12 protein-coding genes, 1 pseudogene and 1 riboswitch are annotated in these 14,899 nt (G+C 62.5%); of the genes and pseudogenes, 10 read left to right on the forward strand and 3 right to left on the reverse strand.

Annotated features, from left to right (window positions below; genetic code table 11):
• Window positions 1-172: 172 nt before the first annotated feature.
• Window positions 173-2,017 (forward strand): ABC transporter ATP-binding protein, encoded by a 1,845-nt coding sequence (locus tag ACIOJF_RS17730; RefSeq protein WP_105659083.1) that lies wholly within the window; start codon window positions 173-175, stop codon window positions 2,015-2,017.
• Here ACIOJF_RS17730 and ACIOJF_RS17735 read toward each other — a convergent pair.
• Window positions 2,014-2,499: a MarR family winged helix-turn-helix transcriptional regulator gene (locus ACIOJF_RS17735; RefSeq protein WP_105659082.1), complete on the reverse strand. Its 486-nt coding sequence runs from the start codon at window positions 2,497-2,499 to the stop codon at window positions 2,014-2,016. The two genes, ACIOJF_RS17730 and ACIOJF_RS17735, sit on opposite strands and share 4 nt — an antisense overlap.
• Window positions 2,500-2,641: 142 nt before the next feature.
• Between ACIOJF_RS17735 and ACIOJF_RS17740 the strand changes: the two genes are divergently transcribed.
• Both ACIOJF_RS17740 and ACIOJF_RS17745 read left to right on the forward strand, forming a co-directional pair.
• Window positions 2,642-3,217 (forward strand): NADPH-dependent FMN reductase, encoded by a 576-nt coding sequence (locus ACIOJF_RS17740; RefSeq protein WP_105659081.1) that lies wholly within the window; start codon window positions 2,642-2,644, stop codon window positions 3,215-3,217.
• Between the two features lie 123 nt (window positions 3,218-3,340).
• Complete coding sequence (locus ACIOJF_RS17745) at window positions 3,341-4,450, forward strand: glutathione S-transferase C-terminal domain-containing protein (protein ID WP_402741991.1); 1,110 nt, start codon at window positions 3,341-3,343, stop codon at window positions 4,448-4,450.
• Between the two features lie 69 nt (window positions 4,451-4,519).
• Here ACIOJF_RS17745 and ACIOJF_RS17750 read toward each other — a convergent pair whose 3' ends face one another.
• Window positions 4,520-4,828 (reverse strand): hypothetical protein, encoded by a 309-nt coding sequence (locus ACIOJF_RS17750; protein ID WP_105659079.1) that lies wholly within the window; start codon window positions 4,826-4,828, stop codon window positions 4,520-4,522.
• Between the two features lie 117 nt (window positions 4,829-4,945).
• Here ACIOJF_RS17750 and ACIOJF_RS17755 point away from each other — a divergent pair, with 117 nt between their 5' ends.
• Entirely contained in the window at window positions 4,946-5,875 is a 930-nt protein-coding gene (locus ACIOJF_RS17755; protein ID WP_105659078.1) for an RNase H family protein, read from the forward strand.
• A 63-nt stretch (window positions 5,876-5,938) separates the two neighbouring features.
• Here the strand turns inward: ACIOJF_RS17755 and ACIOJF_RS17760 are convergent, their stop codons facing one another.
• Window positions 5,939-7,387: an APC family permease gene (locus ACIOJF_RS17760; protein WP_105659077.1), complete on the reverse strand. Its 1,449-nt coding sequence runs from the start codon at window positions 7,385-7,387 to the stop codon at window positions 5,939-5,941.
• Between the two features lie 265 nt (window positions 7,388-7,652).
• Here ACIOJF_RS17760 and ACIOJF_RS17765 point away from each other — a divergent pair, with 265 nt between their 5' ends.
• From ACIOJF_RS17765 to ACIOJF_RS17790, 6 genes and pseudogenes are all read left to right on the forward strand, one after another.
• On the forward strand, window positions 7,653-8,825 hold the full coding sequence (locus tag ACIOJF_RS17765) for a serine hydrolase domain-containing protein (protein ID WP_105659076.1): 1,173 nt from the start codon (window positions 7,653-7,655) through the stop codon (window positions 8,823-8,825).
• A gap of 35 nt (window positions 8,826-8,860) precedes the next feature.
• Window positions 8,861-9,649 carry an SGNH/GDSL hydrolase family protein gene (locus tag ACIOJF_RS17770; protein WP_402734675.1) on the forward strand — a complete coding sequence of 263 codons (789 nt, stop codon included), beginning with the start codon at window positions 8,861-8,863 and terminating at the stop codon, window positions 9,647-9,649.
• Window positions 9,650-9,751: 102 nt separating this feature from the next.
• A riboswitch (glycine riboswitch) is annotated at window positions 9,752-9,849 on the forward strand.
• Window positions 9,850-10,013: 164 nt separating this feature from the next.
• Entirely contained in the window at window positions 10,014-12,860 is a 2,847-nt protein-coding gene (gene gcvP, locus ACIOJF_RS17775; protein ID WP_105659075.1) for an aminomethyl-transferring glycine dehydrogenase, read from the forward strand.
• 13 nt (window positions 12,861-12,873) lie between these two features.
• Entirely contained in the window at window positions 12,874-14,001 is a 1,128-nt protein-coding gene (gene gcvT / locus ACIOJF_RS17780; RefSeq protein WP_105659074.1) for a glycine cleavage system aminomethyltransferase GcvT, read from the forward strand.
• Between the two features lie 60 nt (window positions 14,002-14,061).
• Window positions 14,062-14,442, forward strand: coding sequence for a glycine cleavage system protein GcvH (gene gcvH / locus ACIOJF_RS17785; RefSeq protein ID WP_105659073.1), 381 nt, complete (start codon window positions 14,062-14,064; stop codon window positions 14,440-14,442).
• A pseudogene (locus ACIOJF_RS17790) lies at window positions 14,442-14,899 on the forward strand (serine hydroxymethyltransferase); the annotation flags it as partial. The gene gcvH and the pseudogene ACIOJF_RS17790, both read left to right, overlap by 1 nt.

Below are 14,899 nucleotides of genomic sequence, written 5' to 3' on the forward strand. Positions count from 1 at the left end.
CGAAGCATGCCTGAAGCGTGGAGGAAAAGATCTGCCAAGTCAGGCTTGGGCTCTTCGTTCTGCATATGTTCAAGGATAGTGTGTTTCTGGGAACAATTTCAAGATGCAACCACATAGTGAGGTTCCCTCTGTTATTCTGGACTTGAGATATCCAGAGGTAGAGGGGGAGTCCATGAGCGCAATGGGAATGCCGGGGCCGCATCCGGGCGGTGGCGGGCAAGGACGGTCCGGCAACGCCGCCCGGGACAAGCAGCGGCTCACCGAGCATCCGGTGTCCCTGGCGCGCATCGCCGCGCTCTTCCGGCCCCATCTGGGGTCGGTGATTGCGGTCATGGCGCTGATCGTGGCAGCGTCGGTCATCGGCCTGGCCCAGCCGTTCATCATCCGCGAACTCATTGATGACGCGATTCCCAACAGCAATATCCGATTGCTGCTCTTGGGTGCCGGGGGACTGGTGCTGATCTCCCTGGCTACCGCGATTCTGGAAGTCGTCCAGACCTGGCGGGCAACCCTGATGGGCCAACGCGTCATGCATGGCCTGCGGACCGGGCTGTTCACGCACCTGCAGAAGCAATCCCTGGGATTCTTCACCAACTCGCGCTCCGGGGACGTGCAGTCGCGCCTGGTCAACGACGTGGGGCAGATGCAATCGGTGATTACCAATTCGGCCACGAGCATTGCCTCGAACCTGACCACCGTTGTGGCCACCGCCTGCGCGATGGTGGCGATCTCGTGGAAACTGAGCTTGATCTCATTGGTCGTGCTGCCGCCAGCGGTGCTGCTTGCCAAGCAAACCGCGAAACTGCGCCGCGCCGTGACAGGAAAGCGCCAGCGCGAGATGTCGAACCTGGCTTCGCTGATCGACGAGCGCCTGAGCATCTCCGGGGTCCGCCTGGCCAAGATCATGGGCACCGGAGCCGCTGATGCGGCGGCCTTCGGAGAGTCCAGCCACAAGCTCATCGACCTGGAAATGAAAAGCGCTTTGGCCGGGCGTTGGCGCATGGCCACGATGAGCATCATTTTCGCGGCCATCCCCGCGGTGCTGTACATCGTGGCGGGGCTGCCCGCCACCGGGCAGGGAATGAGCATCGGCACCTTGGTGGCCTTTACCGGGCTGCAGGCCGGAATCTTCCGTCCGGTCATGGGCATGATGCAGATTTCGGTCCAGTGGGTCTCGGCCTTGGCCTTGTTCAGCCGCGTCTTCGAATACCTGGATACGGACCAGGCGCTGCCGGTACCCCAGCGGCCGCGAGCGGTCGAACCCGGGAAGCTGCGTGGCGAAGTGCAATTGCGCAATGTCAGCTTCCGCTACCCCGAGGCTGACCGCGCCACCCTGGAACAGCTGGATTTGACCCTGGAGGCGGGAACAATGACCGCGGTTGTCGGTTCCACCGGTTCGGGAAAGTCCACCCTGGGGTCCTTGCTGCCCCGGCTGCTTGACCCTACCGAGGGCCAGGTATTGCTCGACGGCATTGACCTGAAGGAATTCGATCCTGAAGGCATCGCCCAGGCGGTCTCCGTCGTTGCCCAGGAAAGCTACCTGCTGCATGCTTCGATTCGGGAGAACCTCCTGTGGGCAGCGCCCCAGGCCACCGAGGAAGAGCTCTGGCAGGCGCTGGAAGCCGCGCAGATTGCGCAGCTGGTCCGCAGCCTGCCGCAGGGCCTGGAAACCCAGGTGGGGCAGCGCGGCCACCGTTTCTCCGGTGGCGAGCAGCAGCGGCTGGCCATTGCCCGCACCATGCTGCGCAAACCCAAGGTCCTGGTGCTCGATGAGGCGACCAGTGCCCTGGATACGGTCACCGAAGCTTTGGTGCAGCGGGCGCTGGACGAGCTCGCACTGGGGCGAACCACCTTGCTGATCGCGCACCGGTTGAGCACCGTGATGCGAGCGGACCGCATCGTCGTGCTAGAAGCTGGCCGGATTGCCGAAGCGGGAACTTTTGACGAGCTGGTCCAGCTTGGCGGGCAATTCGCCCAGCTGGTAGCCAAGAGCGAACTGGCCGAACGAGCCAGCTAGCACTGGCCATCTTTCAGTCCCTGCTTTTCCAGCGAGGCCAGGATCTTCGGCAGCGCCGATTCCAATGCCGTGCGTTCGGAAGGGCTCAGGGAATCGAAAATGGTTTCACGCACGAAGCTCACGTGGGTTGGCGCGGCTTCCTCAATGGTCTTGCGCCCCTGGGCGGTGAGCGTAATCTGGTGCCCGCGCCGGTCGGTCTCATCTGAGCAGCGGCTGACCAGGCCCTTGGCTTCCATGCGGCGCAGCAGGTGGGAGAGGCGCGAGCGGTCCCAGCGCAATGCGGTCGCCACGTCGGCCGGGCGTAGACTTGGTTCGGTTGTTTCCGAAAGCACAGCCAGCACCGAGTATTCACCGGAGAGCATGTTCGAATCGCGCAGCAGCTGGCGATCCATGCCGCTGGGGAACTGCCAGAGGAACTCGCGTATGGTGCGCCAGAGGTCCTGCTCGCTGTCGGTGAGCCAGCGGGTCTCTTCGCTCTTCATTCTCTTTCCTAACCATGTTGTCCCCAGGGAGGGGCATTCAAAATATTGTTGACGTATCAATCATCTCCTGTATAGTGGGATTTAGCAAGAGAAGATGACGTGTCAACTACATTGTTGGCCGGAGAACTCCAAGGAGAGCAACTTGTCGAAGATCGCTATCGTTACCGGTTCCACCCGTCCAGGACGTGTCAACCAGGGCGTCGCCCAATGGGTGCTGGCCAGGGCCCAGGAATTCGGTGGTGCCGACTACGAGCTGGTGGACATCGTTGATTTCAACCTGCCGATGCTCGACGAGCCGTTCCCGGCCGCCTACCAGAACTACCAGAACGGGCACACCAAGACCTTCGCCGCCAAGATGAGCGAATTCGATGGATACATTTTCATTGTTGGCGAGTACAACCACTCCGTCCAGCCTGCATTGGCCAACGCACTGAGCTACCTGAATGCAGAGCTGAATAACAAGGCCGCCGGCATGGTCGGATACGGCTCCGCCATGGGCTCGCGTGCCGTCGAGCACCTGCGCGGGATCCTCTCTGAACTGCAGATCGCCCACGTGCAGAAAACCGGCATGTTCTCGCTATTCTCCGACTTCGAGAACTTCTCGGCTTTCGCTCCGACCGAACGGTCGGCCAACAGCGTGCAGCCCATGCTTGAACAGGTGCTCGCCTGGAGCAAGGCGATGCGCACCGTGCGCGAAGGCGCCACGGTCAACGCCTAGATCGGGTTGAAATCGGCGGGGAGTGGAAAAGTGCATTGTGCCATTTCCATACCTGCCCAACTGCCATAGTCTCGATGTGAATGGTTTATGCACGGGACTTCAAAATTCTTTGGAAGGAATGCGATGAGCGAGGAATATTCGACCAAGGGCGCCTACGTCACCGGCGGAGAATTCACCCGGGACACCAATTACATCCAGGACCGCATCGTCGCTGATGCCAGCGCCGAGCACTATGGCGAGGGAAACAGCCACAGCAAGATCGGGCATCCCAACGCGGGGCTTTCGGACGGGGCCCGGCTTTGGCCGGTGGAAGCTGGCCGCTACCATCTGGTCGCAGCCCGCGCGTGCCCCTGGGCCAACCGCACCCTGATCGTTCGCCGCCTGCTGGGCTTGGAAGACGCGCTGTCCGTCGGACTGCCCGGCCCAACCCACGACGCACGCAGCTGGACCTTTGACCTGGACCCCGGGGGCAAGGACCCTGTCCTGGGTACCGAGCGGGTCCAGGAGAACTACTTCAAGCGCTTTGCCGACTATCCACGCGGCATCACCGTGCCGGCAATCGTCGATATCCCCACCGGTGCGGTTGTCACCAATGACTACCCGCAGATCACCTGGGACATGTCCACGCAGTGGAAGGAGTTCCACCGGGAAGGCACCCCGGACCTCATTGCGCAGGACCAGCTCGATGAAATGCTTCCGCTGATCAAGCGGATTTTCACCGAGGTCAACAACGGCGTCTACCGTGGCGGGTTCGCCGGGGACCAGCAGGCCTACAACGATGCCTACGACCGGTTATTCGCCACCTTGGACTACCTCGAAGACCGGCTGGGCACCCGCCGCTTCCTGATGGGTGATCACATCACCGAGGCCGATGTCCGGCTGTTCACCACGCTGGTTCGATTCGACCCGGTCTACCATGGCCACTTCAAGGCCAACCGCAACAAGCTCATCGACATGCCGAACCTCTGGGGCTATGCGCGGGACTTGTTCCAGACCCCGGGTTTCGGCGACACCATCGACTTCGAGCAGATCAAGGCGCACTACTACGTGGTTCATGAGGACATCAACCCGACCCGGATCATCCCGAAGGGGCCGGAGTTGGCGAACTGGCTCGAAGCGCCGGGCCGAGATGAGCTGGCCGAGAACGGTCCGTTCCTGAACGGTACGGCACCGGGCGAAGTCCGGGCTGACGAGCGAGTCCAAGCCGGGCACAACCCGTTGTACCCCGCCTAGGCGCGCTGGCGATCCACGGCGGATCGGCTCAGGAGCCCGCTATTTCGAGGGGTCCTGGGCCGATCTGTCCTATTCGAAATCGAAGCCTTGCCCCTCGCAAGCTTCCTGGAAAGCGGCCAAGTCAATAATCCGGGGATCCCCCGATTCATCGGCGGCCACCGCAGCGCTGATCTGTTCGGTGGAAGCCTTCGCCCCATGATCAGCGGCTTTCTGCATATTCGTTGCGCCGATGCCCTCGGGGTCAACCAGGCCCCCGCCAAAATGCAAGCAGGCGGTATGGCCCTGGGGATCGAGTTGGCGCAGCTCGTCGACCGAGGGGCCAGCGCATGCGGACAGGACCAGAACCAGGGTAGCCAATACAGGCAGGATTTTCTTCACATCCCAATCCTAGGCCTGGACCTGGCTGGATGCTGTGATCCATTGTGCAAGTATTCGCTGGCGACATGGCCCAATGCATGGAACCGAGTGCGGGCGTCAACGTGGCAGGATTAAAGCATGACGATCATTGCAGCTGCGGATGGATCAGCCCTAGGAAACCCCGGACCGGCAGGTTGGGCCTGGTATGTGGACCAGGACAACTGGGCCGCTGGCGGTTGGGACCACGGAACCAACAACATGGGGGAGCTCCAAGCGGTGCTCGAACTCTTCCGGGCCACCGAGCACCTGCCAGAAGAAGAACTCAGAATCCTGTGCGATTCGCAGTATGCGATCAACTGCATCAGCAAGTGGATGCCGGGTTGGAAGAAGAAGGGCTGGAAAAAGGCCGACGGCAAACCGGTCTTGAACCAGGACATCCTCAAGGAACTTGACCGGGCCATTGCCGGGCGCAAGTACACCTTCGAGTGGGTCAAGGGCCATGCCGGACATGAGCTGAATGAAGCTGCTGACGGCCATGCGCGTGCGGCTGCGACCGCGCACCAGCAGGGCTCTGCAGTAGAGGCCGGACCGGGCTACACTGCCGGCGGCGGCCCCGTGGCTTCCAATGCTCCAGCGGCTTCCCATGCTCCAGCGGCTGAAGATGCCGTGCTGGCACCCGGCGGGCAAACCGCCGCCGCACCGGAACCCGGCGTGGACATCGCGGCCACCGTCTTCGAACTGGAACAAGGTTTCCTCGACCCGCAGATCCGCACCAGTTTCGCGGAACTCAACGACTTCCTGCATCCGGGCTACCAGGAAGTGACTCGCCATGGCGGCCTGCTGGATGTGGCCACGGTCCGGACCATGCTGGAATCCGGGGCGAGCCTGCCCAGCACCGGTGCGGTGCAGGTCCTTGCGGCCCGGGAAGTGGATGCGCAAATGGTGCTTCTCGCTTACCGCATGAAGCCTGCAGAGGGCCCGGTGCTCGTCGTATCTTCCTGGTGGCAGAGCACCGAAGGCGGCCTGAAGCTTCGTTTCCGCCAGGAAACGGTCGAGCAGACCGCGTAGAAAACACGCTTAAAGCAGTGATGCCCGCCAAATGGCGGGCATCACTGCGTTAACGGGCTGGGATCAGTACTGTCCCGGGCGGGTTTCGATGACGCCCTTCTTGTAGTTGATCCGGTTGACCAACCAGGTCACGGCCCACAGCAGCACGCCGATGACCAGCAGCAGGCCGGCAATCTCGTACTGGACCCAGTCCTCGCGGGCGCGAGCCCACGGGCCGGCAAGGAACAAGCAGAAGAACACGCCGAGGATCGGGATGATCGTTGGAGCGCGGAACGAATCGGGTTCCGGCTTGTCGCGGCGCAGTACCAGCAGGGCTACGTTGACTACGGCGAACACGCACAACAGCAGCAGCGCGGTCGTGCCGCCCAGCGAGCCGACAATGCTGCTTCCGTTGCTCAGGTTCACGTAGACCACCAAGGCGATGGCCAGTCCGGTGCTGAACAGGATCGCAGCCCATGGCGAGCGTCGGGTCGAATGCACCTTGCCCAGGAACTGCGGTAGCACGCCTTGGCGGGCCATGCCGTAGAGCAGGCGGCTAGCCATCAGCATGTTCATCAGCGCGGTGTTAACCACCGCGAAGACGGTCAAGAAGGGGAAGATCGCGTCAACCGGCAGGTTCGGCAGGCCGATGCGCACAACATCCAGCAGGATGCCGGCATCCGGGTTCTTAGGGTTCAGCAGATCGCCGGTCGGAATCACCATGATGACGGTGACGGCCACCAGCATGTAGATCAAGGCGCAGATGCCCAAGCCGATGAGCATGATCTTCGGGAAGGTCTTGTTGGGATTCTTGGTTTCCTCAACCAGGTTCACCGAATCCTCGAAGCCCACCATCGCGAAGAACGCAATGGCAGTACCCATGGTCACGGCGGCGAAGACGCTGCGGTCGGTCGGGGTCTCGAAGACCACCAGGCGGGAAATGTCACCCTGGCCCGAGGCGATCACCGCGAAGCCGATGCCGATGATCGCGGCCATGATGGCCAGCGAAACTATGGTCAGCACGAGGTTGAACTTCACGCTCTCGCCTACGCCGCGGAAGTTGATCACGGCGAGGATCACGATGATTGCAATAGCTGCCCACATGCCCGCTTCCGGGGTGTTGGGAACACCGTCGACAAACTGGCCAATGCCAATGAGCAGGTTGCGCCCCACCAAAGTGGCCGAGGTGGCGGCACTGGTGATGCCCGAGCAAGCCACGGTGAACGCCACCAGGAAGGTGACGAAGTGGATGCCGAATGCCTTGTGGATGTACAAGGCGGCACCGGCCGCGTGCGGGTATTTGGTCACCAGTTCGAGGTAGCTGAAGGCGGTGAGGGTCGCGATCGTGAAAGCGATCAGGAACGGCAGCCAGGCGGCTCCGCCCACCTGGCCGGCAACTTTGCCGGTGATGGCGAAAATTCCGGCGCCGATGATATCGCCCATGATGAGGAATAGCAGCAGCTTCGGGCCAATCACCCTGCGGAGTTCTGTTTCTTTGCCGTCGGTAACGGCCGTGTCACTGTTCACAGTCATGCGATCGAGATCATCTCCTTCAATTTTGTAGGCAAACATTACAACTTTAGGGTCAGCGCATGAAGTGGGCAAACCGGCTTCAAGGCTGGCTCACAGAACTTGGGGTCCAGCGGTAGTGAAATGTCGATTAGTGGCTTAAACAAGCCAATGCTGTGAGCTGACGTACCTATATGCTAGGTGTCGGGTCAGCGTGTGGAACTACCGGGCCATGGGATCGAAGCGGTTAGGGTTAGTTGATGAGAGACAAGCACTTTGAAGGATTTAGATGCAATCGGTGATCACTGAAGAGTTCGCGCCCCTGGCGGAAGCACTAGAGGCGCGAGCCGCTGAGGAAGAAGGCTATTCGGCGCAGCTGGCCGTGTACCACCGCGGCGAATTGGTGCTCAGCCACAGCGTTGGCGAGCACCTCTCTGGTGACGCGCTGACCTGCGTCTTCTCCTGCACCAAGGGCCTGGGTGCGCTGGTCGTGGCACTGCTCGTGCAAGATGGGCTGATTGATCCGAACGCGCCAATGGCCACCTACTGGCCGGAATTCGGGGACAACGGGAAATCCCAGCTCACCGTCGGCGAGGTGCTCAGCCACCAAGCGGGAGTGCTGGGCGTGCCCGGGGGCGTTCCCAGCGAGATCCTCCTGAACTCCGCCGAATACGCCAAGGTGCTCGCTTCCATGCCAAGCGTCTGGCCGCTGGGCCAGCACATTGTCGGCTACCATGCGATCACCCTGGGCGTGCTCATGGAAGAACTGGTACGCCGGGTCACCGGCAAGGAACTGAAAGACGTCTTCGAGGAGCGCATCCGCAAGCCGCTGGGAGCCGAAGCCTACATCGGCCAGGACCCCGCGCTGGAATCGCGCTACCGCGATGTACTGCCGGGCGCTGACGCCGCACCGGAATTCTTCGATCCGTTCTCCCCGGCCGGGCTTTCGGTGAACTCGGCCTCCGGTTTCGCGCTGGAAAACGGCCCGGTCTACAACTGGCACGAACTGGCCAACGCGCCTCAGGTGCGCGAACTGGGCCCCGCATCCATGGGCGCGGTCGCCAATGCCCAAGGCCTGGCCGCAATCTATGCCGCCTCATTCGGTGCCGTGCCGGCACTGGGCGCCACCCGCGGATTCCTCACCGCCGACACCTGGTCCCAGGTTTCCACCGAGCTGGTCTACGGCCATGACCGGACCAACGGGCTGCTGCAGGCCTTCGCCCTGGGGTTCATGAAGGCCTCCGCGCGCAACAACTATGGATCGATTTTCGCCTACGGCCATGACGGTGCGAATTCCTCGCTGGCCTTCGCCGATCCAGCCCACCAGCTGGGCTTCGGTTTCATTCCCTCGCGCAATGAAGGCGCCAAGGAGATCTCCACCGGAGTCAAGCTCAGCCAGCTGGCCCGCCAGCTGATCATGCAGAAGAACATGTCGGCCCAGGCTGCCGGCAGCAACGCGTAGTAAACCCATCGGGAATGGAACGAAGCAGGAGCGAAGTGAAGAAGTTTGTGGCACTAGGTGACTCGTTCACCGAAGGCGTTGGCGATGTGGATCCGACCCGGCCCAACCAGGTCCGCGGCTGGGCGGACCGGGTTTCGGAAGTGCTCTGCGCCGAAGGCGAATGGGAATACGCCAACCTGGCGGTGCGCGGCAAGAAGATCGGGCAGGTGATCAACCAGCAGCTGGACCAGGCGCTCGCACTGGCCCCGGACCTGGTCACCATCTATGCCGGCGGCAATGACATCCTGCGCCCGAAGGCGGACCTGGATGCGCTGATGCGCGGCTATGAAGGCATGGTGAGCCGCTTTGCCGAAGCCGGAAGCGCGGTCGTGCTGTTCACCGGTTTCGACACCGTGGAATCACCGTTGTTCTCCAAGACCCGTCCGCGCACGGCCATTTACAACGAGAAGGTTCGCGAAATCGCGGACGAGTACGGTGCGGTGATCGCGGATTACTGGCGGTGGCGAGAATTCTCCGATCTGCGCTACTGGGCGGTGGATCGGCTGCACATGAACGAGCTGGGCCACACGCTGATGGCTTCGAAGGTCCTTGACGTGTTCGGCACCCATCGGATCACCGAGGGAAACTGGTCCTCCAGGATCCAGCAGCCGTCCCTGCCGGAACTGGCCGTGAACTCGCGCGGCGAAAAGCTGAAGCAGGAATTGGGCTGGGCCAGAGAGCATTTGGCTCCGTGGGTCAAGCGCCGGATCACCGGCACCTCGTCGGGTGATTCCTTGTCAGCGAAATATCCTGATTACATCCGTTTAACTGCCGACGCCAACTGAACGCATTTATGACTTTTCCGGACCCCGCTCCTGTTTGACCTTGGGGGCGGGGCAGGTAACATGGTGGTGTGCTGCAGGTCTCCGGCCGGCAGCGCGCGCCATAGACGGATGGCGGGAGAGTCCCGTTCACACCATGGACGGGCGCCGTAGGAGCAATTCCTCCCCAGGAAACTCTCAGGCACCCGTACCGCCATCATGAGGCAACTCTGGAAAGAAACCGGCCCGTTCCGGTTCACCGAAGGTGCAAGTGCCCGGCTTGGTTTGCTGGATGCGTAAAACTCTCAGGTTATGCAACAGGGATGGGGAGGTAAAAAGACCTTCCTTTGGCATGCGCCAAGACAGATCCCATGGAGATACCAGCACCATGACCATCACGCAGACTTCGGCACGAGCGAATACTGAATTCGTTTCACGCCATATCGGCCCACGTCCTTCCGACGTCACCACCATGCTTCAGACCCTGGGCTACGACAGCCTGGAAGAACTGATCGACACCGCCGTTCCGGCAGACATCCGCCAGGACTCCGCACTGGATATCCCTGATGCTCTGAGCGAAACCGAAGCCCTAGCCCACCTGCGTGCGCTTGCCTCGAAGAACGTCATGAAGACCCAGATGATCGGCCAGGGCTTCTACGACACCATCACCCCAGCTGTGATCCGCCGCAACATCGTGGAAAACCCAGCCTGGTACACCGCTTACACCCCGTACCAGCCGGAAATCTCCCAGGGCCGCCTCGAAGCCCTGCTGAACTTCCAGACCATGGTCATGGACCTGACCGGCCTGCCCATCGCCAACGCGTCGCTGCTGGACGAATCCTCCGCTGCCGCCGAAGCCGTGCTGATGATGCGCCGCGCCAACAAGAAGAAGTCCAAGGGCAAGACCGTGCTGGACTCCAACATCTTCCCGCAGACCCTCAAGGTCGTGCAGGGCCGCGCTGACGCGCTGGGCTTCGAAGTCGAGATTGCCGACCTTTCCGCAGGCTTGCCAGAGGGCGAGATCTCCGGCATTGTCCTGCAGCAGCCTGGCAACGACGGCTCGATCGCGGACCACGCTTCGATCATCGCCGCCGCCAAGGAAGCCGGCGCCATGGTTACCGTGATTGCCGACCTGCTGGCCCTGACCATGATCACCCCTCCGGGCGAGCAGGGTGCCGATATCGCCGTGGGCAACACCCAGCGATTCGGCGTGCCGCTGTTCTTCGGCGGACCGCACGCTGCCTACATGGCCGTGGCCGATGGCCTGACCCGTTCCATGCCAGGACGCCTGGTGGGCGTTTCGGCCGATGACGCCGGAGTCCCTGCCTACCGCTTGGCCCTGCAGACCCGCGAGCAGCACATCCGCCGCGAAAAGGCCACCTCCAACATCTGCACCGCACAGGCCCTGCTGGCCATCTGCGCTTCGATGTACGCGGTCTACCACGGCCCAGCCGGACTGAAGCAGATCGCCTCGCGCGCCAACAACCACGCCCGGGTGATCGCCAGCTCGCTGGTTTCCGGCGGCTACACCTTGGCTTCGGACTCCTTCTTCGACACCGTTGTGGTGAACGTCGAGAACGCCGATGCCATCATTGCCAAGGCCATCGAAGCAGGCATCAACCTGCGCAAGGTGGGCGAGACCCAGGTGGGCATCTCCACCGACGAGGCCACCACCTCGGGCGTAGTCAAGACCCTGCTTGAGGTCTTCGGCGCAGAGCTCTCGGCTCCGGAAGGCTTCGAGATCCCGGCAGGGCAGGTGCGCACCAGCGACTTCATGACCCACCCGATCTTCAACACCATCTCCTCCGAAACCCAGATGATGCGCTACCTGCGCCGGCTCTCGGACCGCGACCTGGCCCTGGACCGCACCATGATCCCGCTGGGTTCGTGCACCATGAAGCTGAACTCGGCCGCCGAAATGGAATCCATCACCTGGCCGGAATTCGCCTCGATCCACCCCTACGCGCCTGCAGCGCAGACCGAGGGCTGGCGCGAGCTGATCACCGACCTGGAAGGGCGCCTGACCGCAATCACCGGCTACGCTGGCGTTTCGATCCAGCCCAACGCCGGCTCGCAGGGCGAGTACGCGGGCCTGCTGGCCATTTCGGACTACCACCGTTCGCGCGGCGAAGGCCAGCGCGATCTGTGCCTGATTCCGGCCTCGGCCCACGGCACCAACGCCGCGTCGGCAGTGCTGGCCGGGATGCGCGTGGTGGTCGTGAAGACCGCAGCCGATGGCACCATCGACGCGAACGACCTGGATGCCAAGATCGAGGCCAACAAGGACGTCCTTGCAGCCATCATGATCACCTACCCATCCACCCACGGCGTCTACGACGCGGACGTGCGCGAGGTCTGCGACAAGGTCCACGCCGCCGGCGGCCAGGTGTACATCGATGGCGCGAACATGAACGCCATGGTTGGCTTGGCCCAGCCAGGCAAGTTCGGCGGCGACGTGTCGCACCTGAACCTGCACAAGACCTTCTGCATCCCGCACGGCGGTGGCGGTCCAGGCGTAGGCCCAATCGGCGTTGGCGAGCACCTGCTGCCATTCCTGCCAGGCGATGCTTCGGGCACCTACTCCGAGCGTGATGGCGTGCCGGTGGTGGCGACCGCTTTCGGCTCGGCCGGCGTCCTGCCGATCTCCTGGGCCTACATCGCGATGATGGGCGGGGACGGCTTGACCGAAGCCACCAAGCACGCGATCCTGAACGCGAACTACATTGCCAAGCGCCTGAACGAGCACTTCCCGGTACTGTTCACCGGCAACAAGGACCTGGTTGCCCACGAGTGCATCCTGGACCTGCGCGAACTGACCGCCAAGACCGGGGTCACCGCCGAGGACGTGGCCAAGCGCCTGATCGACTTCGGTTTCCACGCGCCGACCCTGTCCTTCCCTGTGGCAGGCACCCTGATGGTGGAGCCCACCGAATCCGAGGACCTGGCCGAGATCGAGCGCTTCATTGAAGCGATGATCACCATCCGCCAGGAAATGGACGAGGTCCTCTCCGGTGCCTACAGCATCGAGGAGTCCCCATTGCGCAACGCTCCGCACACGGTCTCCGCTGTGGTCAACAGCAAGTGGGACCGCAAGTACTCGGTCGAGCAGGCGGCCTTCCCGGTCCCGGCGCTGAAGTTCGACAAGTACTTCCCAACCGTGGGCCGCATCGACGGCGCCGGTGGCGACCGCAACCTGATCTGCTCCTGCCCGGCTCCCGAAGCCTTCGAAGACTAAGGAAGAGTTAGAGATGACTGAGACTACCCAAGCACTCAAGCACACCGCGCTGCACGCGCAGCACGAAGCTCTCGGCGCCAACTTCACCGACTTCGGCGGCTGGGACATGCCGTTGAAGTACGGATCGGAACTGGCAGAGCACAAGGCCGTGCGCTCCACCGCTGGCCTGTTCGACCTGTCCCACATGGGCGAGGTCTACCTCTCCGGCCCGGAAGCCGGCAAGGCGCTGAACACCGCCCTGGCAGGGAACCTGAGCATCATGAAGGTCGGCAAGGCGAAGTACTCGCTGATCCTTGACGCCGAGGGCAAGATCATCGACGACCTGATCGTCTACCGCCTGGAAGAGGAGAAGTTCCTCGTCGTGCCCAACGCCGGCAACGCTCCGGTGGTTGCCGCCGAGCTGGCTGCCCGCGCCGCCGGCTTCGACGTCGTCGTGGACGACGCTTCGGGCCGCCAGTCGCTGATCGCCGTCCAGGGACCGAACGCCGAGGCAATTGTGCGCAAGCTGGCCGCCGACGAGGCAACCGCCCAGGCGGTCACCGAACTGAAGTACTACGCTGCGGTGAAGGTGGTGCTCGGTGGCATCGACGTGCTGCTGGCCCGCACCGGCTACACCGGCGAAGACGGCTTCGAGCTGATCATCGAAAACGAGGATGCGGCAGCCCTCTGGGAAAAGAGCGTTGACGCCGGCAAGGACCACGAGCTGGTTCCTTGCGGCCTGGCCGCCCGCGACTCGCTGCGCCTTGAAGCCGGCATGCCGCTGTACGGCAACGAGCTGTCCCTGGAACGCACCCCGTTCGATGCCGGATTCGGCCCGGTGGTCTCCTTCAAGAAGGAAGAGGACTTCGTGGGCCGCGAAGCCCTGGAAGCGTTGCGCGGTGCGACCCCGCCACGCAAGCTCGTCGGCCTCAAGGGCCTGGGCAAGCGCGCCGGCCGCGGCGGCTACGCCATCGTCAAGGACGGCGCAACCATCGGTGAAATCACCTCCGGCCAGCCTTCGCCAACCCTGGGCTACCCGGTTGCACTGGGTTATGTCGACGCCGAATTCGGTGCAGTGGGAACCGAGCTGGAGGTAGACCTGCGTGGTAAGACTTTGCCTTTTGTCGTAGTCGAACTGCCGTTCTACACCCGAGCCAAGTAACGTTAAACATCAGTAGGGCTAAGCAAATCGCCCGCTAATTCCCTTGGGAGAGGAAATACCGTGAGTAAAGTTCTTTCGTCATTGCGCTACTCGGCCGAACACGAGTGGATCGATGCATCGTCCCCAGCAAAGATCGGCATCACCCAGGTTGCCGCCGACGCCCTGGGCGACGTGGTCTACGTCGACCTGCCAGAGGTCGGCGACTCCGTTACCGCAGGCGAGACCTGTGGCGAAGTCGAGTCCACCAAGTCGGTTTCCGACCTGTACTCGCCAGTGACCGGCACCATCGTTGCCATCAACGACGAGGCAGTGGACAACCCAGGCATCCTGAACGAAGACCCATACGGTGCCGGCTGGCTGTTCACCGTTGAGGTCGCCGAAGAGGGTCCGCTGCTTTCGGCAGCTGACTACGCAAGCGCGAACGGTGGAAACGTCGAGTAATGAGCAACCAGACTTTTGAATCCGTTGCCGCTGCAACGTTGACCCAGTCGCTGGCTTCGCTGGACCCGGAGATCGCGCAGCGTATTGACGCTGAGCTGGCTCGCCAGCAGCGCGGCCTGGAAATGATCGCTTCGGAGAACCACACTGCGCAGGCAATCATGCAGGCGCAGGGTTCGGTACTGACCAACAAGTATGCCGAGGGCTACCCGGGCCGCCGCTACTATGGCGGTTGCGAGGAAGTTGATGTCATCGAGACGTTGGCGATTGAGCGGCTCAAGGAGTTGTTCGGGGCGAAGTTCGCTAATGTGCAGCCGCATTCCGGTGCGCAGGCTAACGCGTCGGTGTACCACGCGCTGGTGCGTCCGGGCGATACCGTGCTGGGGCTGAACCTGAACCACGGTGGCCACCTGACCCACGGGATGAAGCTGAACTTCTCGGGCCGCTTGTTCAACATCGT

Origin of the sequence: Glutamicibacter sp. NPDC087831, from assembly GCF_044742845.1 — a bacterium.
Classification (GTDB): Bacteria; Actinomycetota; Actinomycetes; order Actinomycetales; family Micrococcaceae; genus Glutamicibacter.

Bases quoted from the DNA above. Each gene is read 5' to 3' on its own strand.
- ACIOJF_RS17760 (WP_105659077.1), bottom strand. From the start codon at position 7,387: ATGACTGTGAACAGTGACACGGCCGTTACCGACGGCAAAGAAACAGAA.
- ACIOJF_RS17730 (WP_105659083.1), top strand. From the start codon at position 173: ATGAGCGCAATGGGAATGCCGGGGCCGCATCCGGGCGGTGGCGGGCAA.
- ACIOJF_RS17735 (WP_105659082.1), bottom strand. From the start codon at position 2,499: ATGAAGAGCGAAGAGACCCGCTGGCTCACCGACAGCGAGCAGGACCTC.
- ACIOJF_RS17755 (WP_105659078.1), top strand. From the start codon at position 4,946: ATGACGATCATTGCAGCTGCGGATGGATCAGCCCTAGGAAACCCCGGA.
- ACIOJF_RS17765 (WP_105659076.1), top strand. From the start codon at position 7,653: ATGCAATCGGTGATCACTGAAGAGTTCGCGCCCCTGGCGGAAGCACTA.
- gcvP (WP_105659075.1), top strand. From the start codon at position 10,014: ATGACCATCACGCAGACTTCGGCACGAGCGAATACTGAATTCGTTTCA.
- ACIOJF_RS17745 (WP_402741991.1), top strand. From the start codon at position 3,341: ATGAGCGAGGAATATTCGACCAAGGGCGCCTACGTCACCGGCGGAGAA.
- gcvT (WP_105659074.1), top strand. From the start codon at position 12,874: ATGACTGAGACTACCCAAGCACTCAAGCACACCGCGCTGCACGCGCAG.